Source organism: Burkholderia cepacia, assembly GCF_001039005.1.
GTDB lineage: Bacteria > Pseudomonadota > Gammaproteobacteria > Burkholderiales > Burkholderiaceae > Burkholderia > Burkholderia theae.
Genome location: NZ_LDWR01000007.1, coordinates 39,788 through 49,052 on the forward strand (window position 1 = coordinate 39,788; position 9,265 = coordinate 49,052).

Sequence of the window (9,265 nt, forward strand, 5' to 3'; positions counted from 1 at the left end):
ACGTGCAGGCATCGGAGAAACGGTATAAGTACCGTTCGAGGCCACGGTGTAAGAGGGCCGGCACCTTCGCACAATGGGCGAGGCGGGCATACGCGGTGGCACCCACGCAAAAAACCAGCGTCTGGTAGCGCTGGCTGGGACTACGACTAAAGCCGTCGGATACGCCGTGCAGGGTTCGGCGGACGGTGACGCGCTGCGTCAAAGATCGGTGATTGGCGGCTCGAAGCCTTTTACCCTGCAACCAATGTGAGCGGATTCTAGCAGGGTTTTATAGATCGTCAACACTATAAAACCTTGAAATTATAACAAAAAGTAATTTAAAACCACTCTTCAGATCGGAGGCCCCGTGCCGTAGGGGGTTTGCGCGCGGTCGACTTTTTTCTCCGCCGGGCGCCCGCGCGGCGGCCCGGGTAAAATCGTCGGTCGAATCGGGGCCGCAGCCGGCCGCTGCGCCCACCCATCGCGGCCCGTCAAGCGGGCCGCCCGGACCTTCTTCATGAAATACAAAGACTTACGCGATTTCATCCAGCGCCTCGAGACACTTGGCGAACTGCGGCGCGTCACGCAACCCGTGTCGCCCGTGCTCGAAATGACCGAGCTGTGCGACCGCGTGCTGCGCGCGGGCGGCCCTGCGCTGCTGTTCAATGCGCCGCCCGGCAATGCATTCCCCGTGCTCGGCAACCTGTTCGGCACGCCGCGCCGCGTCGCGCTCGGGATGGGTGTCGATGCGGGCGACGACGCCGCGCTGGGTTCGCTGCGCGATCTCGGGCGCCTGCTGTCCGCGCTGAAGGAGCCCGACCCACCGAAGAGCCTGAAGGACGCCGGCAAGCTGCTGTCGCTCGCGAAGGCCGTGTGGGACATGGCGCCGAAATCGGTATCGTCGCCACCGTGCCAGGAAATCGTCTGGGAAGGCGCCGACGTCGACCTGCACAAGCTGCCGATCCAGACCTGCTGGCCCGGCGACGCGGGGCCGCTCGTCACGTGGGGCCTGACGGTCACACGCGGGCCGAACAAGACGCGCCAGAACCTCGGCATCTACCGCCAGCAGCTGATCGGCCGCAACAAGCTGATCATGCGCTGGCTCGCGCATCGCGGCGGCGCGCTCGACTTCCGCGAATTCGCGCTGCAGAACCCCGGCAAGCCGTATCCGGTCGCGGTCGTGCTCGGCGCCGATCCGGCCACGACGCTCGGCGCGGTGACGCCCGTGCCCGACTCGCTGTCCGAGTATCAGTTCGCCGGCCTGCTGCGCGGCAGCCGCACGGAGCTCGCGAAGTGCCTGACGCCCGGCGTCGACACGCTGCAAGTGCCCGCGCGCGCGGAGATCGTGCTCGAAGGCTTCATCCACCCGCAGGACGGCGCCCCCGCCCCCGCTCCGGCCGGCGCGCCGCCGCGCCCGGCCGGCAACGCGTCCGCCGCGTACGAGCACGCGCTCGAAGGCCCGTACGGCGACCACACCGGCTATTACAACGAGCAGGAGTGGTTCCCGGTGTTCACCGTCGAGCGCATCACGATGCGCCGCGACGCGATCTACCACTCGACCTACACGGGCAAACCGCCCGACGAGCCCGCGGTGCTCGGCGTCGCGCTCAACGAAGTGTTCGTGCCGCTGCTGCAGAAGCAGTTCACGGAGATCACCGACTTCTACCTGCCGCCCGAGGGCTGCAGCTACCGGATGGCCATCGTCCAGATGAAGAAGAGCTACGCGGGCCATGCGAAGCGCGTGATGTTCGGCGTGTGGAGCTTCCTGCGGCAGTTCATGTACACGAAGTTCATCGTGGTCGTCGACGAGGACGTGAACATCCGCGACTGGAAGGAAGTGATCTGGGCGATCACGACGCGCGTCGACCCCGTGCGCGACACGGTGGTGGTCGACAGCACGCCGATCGACTATCTCGACTTCGCATCGCCGGTTGCCGGTCTCGGCTCAAAAATGGGGCTCGACGCGACCAACAAGTGGCCCGGCGAAACGAACCGCGAATGGGGCCGCCCGATCGAAATGGATGCGGCCGTGAAGGCGCGCGTCGACCGGCTGTGGCAGGAGATCGGCCTCTGAAGCCATGCGGCCGGCAGCCGCCGGCCCGTGCCTCGCACCCACCACCAGAACAACGAAGATGAGCTTTCCGCCCGCCTCCATGCTGTCCGACGGTTTCTTTCTGTCGCTGTCGCTGTGTCTCGACATCGGCCTCGTGAACGTCGCGATGCTGTCGCTGACGCTGTCGCACGGCTTCCGGCCGGGCTTCTGGCTCGGCGTCGGCTCGTGCGTCGGCGATCTCGTCTACGCGGCGCTCGCGCTCGCGGGGATGGCCGTGCTGCTGCAGTTCGAGCCTGTGCGCTGGATCGTGTGGATCGGCGGCGGTGCCGTGCTGCTGTTCCTCACGTGGAAGATGGCACGCGAAGCGCTGCTGCCGCCCAAGGTGGCCGACGACGATGCGGACGACGCGCAGCCGCCGCGTGCAAGCGCACGGCGCAGTTTCCTGCGCGGCATGTTGCTCGCGATGTCCTCGCCGAGCGCGATCCTGTGGTTCGCGGCGGTCGGCGGCGCACTGATCGCGAAAGCCGGCGCAACCACGCCGGCGACGGCGTCGGTGTTCCTGTCGGGCTTTTTCCTCGGCGGCCTCGCGTGGACGCTCTTCATGTGCACGCTCGCGAGCCAGGGCCGCAAGCGCGCGGGCGCCGGGCTGATGCGCGCGTGCCATGTGGCGTCGGCGCTGCTGTTCGCGTATTTCTCGTACAGCGTGATCGTCGGCGGCTACCGCGACCTGATCGTGCACGCCGTGTAATCGAAGGCGATCTGAACGGGCTGCACGCCAAGCGGCGGCCCCAATGAAAAACGGCGCAGCGCCCCTCGACGGGACATTGCGCCGTTTTGCCGCGCGGTCAGGCCGCGCGGGACGGATCAGCGACGCCAGTAGCCGTGATGGCCCCAGCCGCCGTAGCCATGACGGTAGTACGGACGACCGTAGTAACCGCCATAGCCGCCGTAGCCGCCGACGACCACGGCGGGCGGCGGCGCATAGTAGGCCGGCGCCGGTGCGTAATACACGGGCGGAGGCGGCGGCGCGTAGTACACGGGCGGAGGCGGTGCATAGACGGGGTACGCCGGTGCGACCGGGATACCGATGCCGACCCCGATCGACACGTGAGCTTGCGCAGCGCTTGCGGCACCCAGGCCCAGCGCGGCGGCGGCGATGAACGGAATGAGCTTTTTCACTTCGATTCTCCTGCTGGAGCGGTATTTTTTGCGCCCCTGTCGGCAACGGCGGGCGTGCACGTCGCATGGGAGCAATGTAGCGAAAACCCGCCCCTCGCGTATCGCACATTTGTTGCAAATTGCAATTGCACGCTGCCGCAGCCGCCGTTCTGCACGGCTTCAGGAACATGCCGCGATCCTTGCGGATCGCGCGATTCCGTCCGACGAGTCGGGTCGCAACACCATGGCCGGTCAGTCTTACCGGATACGGCCCGCGCGGCGGGCACGCTTGCGTAATGAACGATTACAAATTTGCGACAAGACGCCGACATTCCAAGAGGGACACGCATGCAACCCTTTTCAGGGTCGGATTCCACGATCACGCTTCGACCGTGATGGCGGGCACCACGAGGCGCGTGAGTCGCGCCGCATACCGGTAAGCAATACACGCGTCTGCGCGGAAATCGACGTCCGTCGACCCCGCCGTCATTCCTGCGATACTGGCGGCTGCTCCGTTTTCGCTTCCGTCGCTGCCATGCCCCTCCCCGACACACCCCGTCTCGGCTTCATCGGCGCCGGCCGGCTCGCGCGCTGTGTCGCGCAGCGCTTCGCGCAGGCCGGCTTTCCCGTCGCTGCGATCGCGAGCCGCACACCCGCATCGGCCGCGGCCCTCGCCACGCGTATCGATGGCTGCCAGGCGGTCGATACGCCGCAGCAGGTCGTCGACGCGGCCGACCTGATCTTCCTGACGGTGCCCGACGATCATCTCGCGCCGACCGCCGCGGCGCTCCGCTTCGACGCATCGCGCGCCGCGCGGCAGGCGGTCGTCCATTGCAGCGGCGCGTCGGCGGTCGCGCTGCTCGATCCGGCGAAACGGCAACACGCGGCCACCGGCGGCTTCCATCCGCTCTACCTGTTCGGCGGCACCGACGCGGACCTTGCCCGCATCGACGGCTGCTCGGTCACGATCGAAGCCGACGGCGCGCTGCATGCCACGCTGCTGCGACTTGCTGCCGCACTCGGCTGCCATCCGCTGTCGATTCCGGCCGGCGGCCGGATGCTCTATCACGCGGCCGCGCACTACGCGGCAAGCTTCGCGCTGTGCGGGCTGTCGGAAGCGGTCGAGCTGTGGCGCGGCCTCGGTTTCGACGAGGAAGCCGCGCTGCGCGCGCTGCTGCCGATGCTCGCCGGCACGATCGAGACCGCCCGCGACAAGGGGCTCGCGAACGCGCTCTCCGGGCCCGTGTCGCGCGGCGATACGGGCATCGTCGAACGCCAGCTCGCGCTGCTCGAAGCGCGCGGCGGCGATCACGCGACGCTGTACGCGCTGATGACGCGCCGCGCGGTCGCGCTCGCGGCGAAACGCGCCGCGCCGCCGGCGTCGCTGCCGGCGCTCGCCGAGGCCGTCGAAACGTCGCTCGCGCGCACGGCCGCGCACCCCTCCCCGCCGCGAGACGAGGCGTGATAAGGTGTCGGCCGATGCGCCGCCATCCGGCGTTGGCGGCCGCGCGCTACTGACTGTATAAAAAAGGATGCCAACGATGTTCGGCGAGATCGCCCGTTTTCTGCTCAATACCATCTTCACGCTGTTCGGCGCCGCGCTGATCCTGCGCGTCTGGATGCAGGCCGTCCGCGTGCCGCCGTACAACCCCGTCACGCAGGCCGTACTGCAGGCGACCAACTGGCTCGTGCTGCCGCTGCGCCGCGTGATCCCGGGCGTGCGCGGCATCGACTGGGCCAGCGTCGTCGCCGCGCTGGTCACCGCGCTTGTTTATGTCGTGCTGATGGTCGTGATGGCCGGCTTCGATCCGGCCGCGGTGATCGCGACGCTCGTCGTGGTCGCACTGCTCACCGTCGTGAAGTGGGCGCTCAATCTCGTGATCTGGATGACGATCCTGATGGCGCTGCTGTCGTGGCTCAACCCGCGCTCGCCGGCGATGCCGATCCTCTACCAGCTCACCGCACCGTTCCTGAACCCGCTGCGCCGCGTCATCCCGAACCTCGGCGGCATCGACTTGTCGCCGATCCTGCTGTTCGTGATCGTGCAGGTGCTGCTGATGATCGTCACGCGCGCCGCCGTGTCGCTGACGATGTTCGGCATCTGACGTCGCACCCTACGCCGCCGGCCCCTGCGCCGGCGGTGCGCCGAGCGTGTCGATCACGCCGAAGCGCGCCGGAATCATCGCGTAGCACACGCGCACCTTCTCGTGCGATAGCCGCTCGAGCAACTTCTGCGCTTCGTCCTCGGTGACGATGAATTCGACCTCGATCGCGAGCGAACCCTGCAGTTCGAAGAAGCGATCCTCGTGCAGCACGCGATGCTGGCCGAAACCGGCCATCGCGCGAAACGCGGAACCGCCCGCGACACCCATCCGGTTCGCCTCCTCCAGCAGCCATTCCCACAGCGGCTTCCAGTGCAGCCGGTGCTGCTCGTGCAGATAGAAGCGCAAGAAGATCCTGTCCACCGCACCCTCCGATGGCGGCACGCTCAGGCCGCCGCGAGCCACGCGCGCGCGGTCCACATGCCGAGCGCCGTCAGCGCGAACGATCCCATCAAGTGTAGGGCAGCCACCGCAAACGCCCATCCCAATTGGCCCTCGAGTGCATGCGTCATCACTTCGACCGAGTAGGTCGAAAACGTCGTGAGCCCGCCGAGGAAGCCCGTGATCACGAACAGCCGCCACTCGGGCGGCAGCCCGACGCGGGCCGTGAACCCGACGGCGGCGACACCGATCACGTAGCCGCCGATCAGGTTCGCGGCGAGCGTGCCGAGCGGCACCTCGGGAAAGAATTCGTTGAGCGCGAGACTCAGGAACCAGCGCAGTAGCGCGCCGAGCCCGGCGCCGACGAAGATCGCGACGATCGAATAGAACAAGGGCGCTCCCGGTCGATGATGCGGCTGGACTCAGCCGCCGGCCCCCGGTTGCCCGGGGCGATGCCCGTTTCCCGGCGCACGCGGCGCATGCACGGGCGGTGCTAGCTGAACTGTATGCGGATTCGCCGCGCCGCTGCAACGACGACGGCGGGCACGACGCACGCCCGTTCGCCCGGCCGCCCGTTCGCCGGTACGTTCACGCGCGCTGCCAGGCCGCGTCGAGCGCGGTCAGCGTCGCCAGCGCGCCGCCCTTCAACCCGATCGCGTCCGCACGGCGTGCATGCGCTTCGCGCGCGTTGATGCGGATCACGTCGGCACCGAGCCGTTCGCTCAGCAGGCGCACGGTCGGAATCGCGGTGCCCGCACCGATCTCGACCACGGCGACGCGCCCGGCCCGCGCGATCCAGTCTTGCAGTGCACGCTCCTGCGCGTCGTAGCGCGCACCGAGCCAGCCGGTGTCGCCGAACATCAGGATATTTGGCCGCGCGAGGCCGCCGCAGTGCGGACAGCGCGGCGTTTCGCCGATGAGGCGGCAAGTGGCTTCGTCGACGTCCGGCACGAACGGCGCCGCGTCCCACGTGTCGTCCGAACAGGGACGCAGGCACTGCAGCACATGAATCGAACCGTGGATCTCGACGATCCGTGCTGGATCGAAGCCGGCCTTCAGGAACTGGCCGTCGACGTTGCTCGTCAGTACGAAGCCGCCGTTCGGCATCGCGTCGATCCAGCGACGCAGGATCGCGAAGCCCGCATGCGGCACCGTCGCGCGGTAGAGCGCGAGACGGTGTCCGTAGAAGCCCCACGCGAGCTGCGCACGCGCACGGAACGCGTGCGGCGACGCGATCTCGTGGAATTCGAAACGCTCGTGGCGCAGCGCCGGATACGCGCGCCAGAAGCCGTCAGTGCCACGAAAATCGGGCAGCCCGGAATCGACGCCGATGCCCGCGCCGGCCGTCACGAGCAACGCGTCGGCGCGGGCGAGCGCGTCAACGGCGGAAGCAACGAGATCGGCGGGCAGCTGCGCGGCGGCGGTGGCAGTGGAGTCGGCGGATTCGGAGAACGGCATGATGGGGCGGCGGTAACGTCGAGCGGTGCGCGGGTGGCGTCGCGATCATACGCCGGATCGGCTGCCGCACGGCATGCGCGATGCAACGGCATGACACCGTGCACGTCCGGCCGCTGGCGATGCAGGCGCAGGCCGATCCGGGGAGCCGCCGGCGATGCCCCGGCCGACGCCTCCCCGCCTGCTCAGCTATCCGAATCGTCCTGCGCAACCGGAATCTCGTCGGCCGCAAAATAGACCGGCTTGCCGAGGCTGCGCGCGAGACTGACATCTGCGTCCGCCCCGCGCGACGCGCCGTCGATCCGCCATACCGCATCGCAGCGCCGCAGCAGCCGATGCGCGGCCGGATACAGGAACGCCTCGCTGATTGCGTCGCCGACCTGCCGCGACCCGGCCGCGGCGGCGAGCGGCAGCGACACCCATTCGCCGATCATCGGAACGTGCCCACGGCGATACACGGCGAGCGCCGCCGCTTCCAGCCGGTGCAGGTTTGCGGCGATGCGCGCGGGGTCACCTTCCGTGCCGCTGCGATACGGGCCGGCAACCAGCACGAGCAGCGGCGTCATGCCGTGCGCGCGCCGGCGGTTTCCCGCAGCGCGACGTACTGCAGCAGCATGATCGTCTTCGCGTCGACGATCTCGCCGCGCTCGACCGCATCCAGCGCGGCCTGCAGCGGCATCTCGACGACCTCGAGATCCTCGCCCTCTTCCGCGACGCCGCCGCCGTCACCGGTGCGCAGCGACGCATCGTATTCGCCGACGAAGAAATGCAGCTTCTCCGTCACGGAGCCCGGGCTCATGAACGCCTCGAACACCTTGCGCACGCCGCGCACGCGATAGCCGGTCTCCTCCTCGGCCTCCGCGCGGATGCGCGCTTCGGGGGTCGCGTCGTCGAGCAGGCCGGCCGCGGCTTCGAGCAGCATGCCGTCGTGTCCGCTGACGAACGCCGGCATCCGGAACTGCCGCGTCAGCAGCACGTCGCCCGTGCCGGCGTTGCGCAGCAGGATGGTCGCGCCATTGCCGCGATCGTAGGTCTCGCGGCTCAGGCGCTGCCACGTTCCGTCGCGGCGCAGGAAATCGAACGTCACCTTCTTCAGCACATACCAGTCATCGGACAGCACCGTCGTATCGACGATGCGGACACGGTCCCGCGTTGCAGCCATCACGACCTCCCATTCGACAAAAGACGGCGCCCATGGTAACGTGCATATTCGTGCAATTTCAAGAATTTTCGTGCAATCACGATGCTGACGACGCAACGCAAGAAAGCAATCCTCGATGCGCTCGCACGCGACGGCCAGGTGCTGGCGGTCGAGCTGAGTACGCAATTCGGCGTGTCGGAAGACACGATCCGCCGCGACCTGCGCGAGCTGGCGGCCGAAGGCCTGTTGCAGCGCGTGCATGGCGGCGCGCTGCCGGCGTCGCCGGCCGTCGCGCCGTTCGCGCAGCGCGAGGCCATCGAAACGGCGGAAAAGCGGCGCATCGCGCGCCGCGCCGCGGAGATGATCGCGCCCGGGCAAGTGGCGATCGTCGACGGCGGCACGACCTCGGCGCTGCTCGTCAGCCAGATGCCGGCCGACCTGCGCGCGACGATCGTCACGCACAGTCCGAGCGTGGCGGTCGCGCTGGCCGCGCATTCGTCGATCGACGTGATCCTGATCGGCGGGCGGCTCTACAAGCATTCGATCGTGGCCGTCGGCGCCGCCGCGATGGAAGGCATCGCGCGCATCCATGCGGACCTGTACTTCATGGGCGTCACGGGCGTGCATCCGGTCGCGGGGCTGAGCACCGGCGATTTCGAGGAAGCGGCGATCAAGCGCGCGCTGGCCGGACGCGCGGCCGAGACGGTCGTGCTCGCGTCGCAGTCGAAACTGCGCGCGGCATCGCAATTCGTGATCGGCGACCTCACGCTTGCGCAAACCGTCGTGGTCGAGAAGGAGACCGACACCGCGCTGACGAAGCCGATCGAGGCAGCAGGCGTGACGGTCGTGCGCGCGTAACGACGCCCGGTCGTGCTCGCCGAATCGGCCGCGGGTGTTCGACATGCCGGCACCGCACCGATGTCAGCGTGCTGACAGGTGCCGCTTGCTAACATGGGCGCCCGCCCAATCGCCACGCGCCCATGTTAGCAAGCGGCA

The 9,265-nt window shown here is 68.4% G+C and carries 11 protein-coding genes; 5 read left to right on the forward strand and 6 right to left on the reverse strand.

Annotated elements, in window-relative coordinates:
• Positions 1 to 496: 496 nt before the first annotated feature.
• Both VL15_RS03545 and VL15_RS03550 read left to right on the forward strand, forming a co-directional pair.
• Entirely contained in the window at positions 497 to 2,053 is a 1,557-nt protein-coding gene (locus VL15_RS03545) for a UbiD family decarboxylase (protein ID WP_048243146.1), read from the forward strand.
• Between the two features lie 58 nt (positions 2,054 to 2,111).
• Positions 2,112 to 2,780 (forward strand): LysE family translocator, encoded by a 669-nt coding sequence (locus VL15_RS03550; RefSeq protein WP_048243147.1) that lies wholly within the window; start codon positions 2,112 to 2,114, stop codon positions 2,778 to 2,780.
• Between the two features lie 116 nt (positions 2,781 to 2,896).
• Here VL15_RS03550 and VL15_RS03555 read toward each other — a convergent pair whose 3' ends face one another.
• Positions 2,897 to 3,211 (reverse strand): hypothetical protein, encoded by a 315-nt coding sequence (locus VL15_RS03555; protein WP_048243148.1) that lies wholly within the window; start codon positions 3,209 to 3,211, stop codon positions 2,897 to 2,899.
• Between the two features lie 514 nt (positions 3,212 to 3,725).
• On the opposite strand from VL15_RS03555, the gene VL15_RS03560 reads away from it, so the two are divergent.
• Positions 3,726 to 4,655: a Rossmann-like and DUF2520 domain-containing protein gene (locus tag VL15_RS03560; RefSeq protein ID WP_048243149.1), complete on the forward strand. Its 930-nt coding sequence runs from the start codon at positions 3,726 to 3,728 to the stop codon at positions 4,653 to 4,655.
• A gap of 76 nt (positions 4,656 to 4,731) precedes the next feature.
• Positions 4,732 to 5,295 (forward strand): YggT family protein, encoded by a 564-nt coding sequence (locus tag VL15_RS03565; protein ID WP_048243150.1) that lies wholly within the window; start codon positions 4,732 to 4,734, stop codon positions 5,293 to 5,295.
• Positions 5,296 to 5,304: 9 nt separating this feature from the next.
• Here the strand turns inward: VL15_RS03565 and VL15_RS03570 are convergent, their stop codons facing one another.
• From VL15_RS03570 to VL15_RS03590, 5 genes are all read right to left on the reverse strand, one after another.
• Positions 5,305 to 5,655: a DUF190 domain-containing protein gene (locus tag VL15_RS03570; protein ID WP_048243157.1), complete on the reverse strand. Its 351-nt coding sequence runs from the start codon at positions 5,653 to 5,655 to the stop codon at positions 5,305 to 5,307.
• Between the two features lie 23 nt (positions 5,656 to 5,678).
• The gene (crcB, locus tag VL15_RS03575) at positions 5,679 to 6,065 is read right to left on the reverse strand and encodes a fluoride efflux transporter CrcB (protein WP_048243151.1); all 387 of its coding nucleotides are present in this window, start codon (positions 6,063 to 6,065) and stop codon (positions 5,679 to 5,681) included.
• Positions 6,066 to 6,261: 196 nt separating this feature from the next.
• On the reverse strand, positions 6,262 to 7,131 hold the full coding sequence (locus VL15_RS03580) for an SIR2 family NAD-dependent protein deacylase (RefSeq protein ID WP_048243152.1): 870 nt from the start codon (positions 7,129 to 7,131) through the stop codon (positions 6,262 to 6,264).
• Positions 7,132 to 7,313: 182 nt separating this feature from the next.
• Positions 7,314 to 7,694 (reverse strand): NUDIX hydrolase, encoded by a 381-nt coding sequence (locus tag VL15_RS03585; protein WP_048243153.1) that lies wholly within the window; start codon positions 7,692 to 7,694, stop codon positions 7,314 to 7,316.
• Entirely contained in the window at positions 7,691 to 8,290 is a 600-nt protein-coding gene (locus VL15_RS03590; protein ID WP_048243154.1) for an NUDIX domain-containing protein, read from the reverse strand. The genes VL15_RS03585 and VL15_RS03590 overlap by 4 nt, the downstream gene beginning before the upstream one ends.
• Positions 8,291 to 8,371: 81 nt before the next feature.
• Here VL15_RS03590 and VL15_RS03595 point away from each other — a divergent pair, with 81 nt between their 5' ends.
• A complete protein-coding gene (locus VL15_RS03595; RefSeq protein WP_048243155.1) occupies positions 8,372 to 9,127 on the forward strand; it encodes a DeoR/GlpR family DNA-binding transcription regulator in 756 nt (251 codons plus the stop codon).
• The last annotated feature ends 138 nt before the right edge of the window (positions 9,128 to 9,265 follow it).

Excerpts from the sequence above, each read along its gene's own strand:
- VL15_RS03595 (WP_048243155.1), top strand. The coding sequence starts at position 8,372 with ATGCTGACGACGCAACGCAAGAAAGCAATCCTCGATGCGCTCGCACGC.
- VL15_RS03565 (WP_048243150.1), top strand. The coding sequence starts at position 4,732 with ATGTTCGGCGAGATCGCCCGTTTTCTGCTCAATACCATCTTCACGCTG.
- VL15_RS03560 (WP_048243149.1), top strand. The coding sequence starts at position 3,726 with ATGCCCCTCCCCGACACACCCCGTCTCGGCTTCATCGGCGCCGGCCGG.
- VL15_RS03550 (WP_048243147.1), top strand. The coding sequence starts at position 2,112 with ATGAGCTTTCCGCCCGCCTCCATGCTGTCCGACGGTTTCTTTCTGTCG.
- VL15_RS03585 (WP_048243153.1), bottom strand. The coding sequence starts at position 7,694 with ATGACGCCGCTGCTCGTGCTGGTTGCCGGCCCGTATCGCAGCGGCACG.
- VL15_RS03580 (WP_048243152.1), bottom strand. The coding sequence starts at position 7,131 with ATGCCGTTCTCCGAATCCGCCGACTCCACTGCCACCGCCGCCGCGCAG.
- VL15_RS03545 (WP_048243146.1), top strand. The coding sequence starts at position 497 with ATGAAATACAAAGACTTACGCGATTTCATCCAGCGCCTCGAGACACTT.
- VL15_RS03590 (WP_048243154.1), bottom strand. The coding sequence starts at position 8,290 with ATGGCTGCAACGCGGGACCGTGTCCGCATCGTCGATACGACGGTGCTG.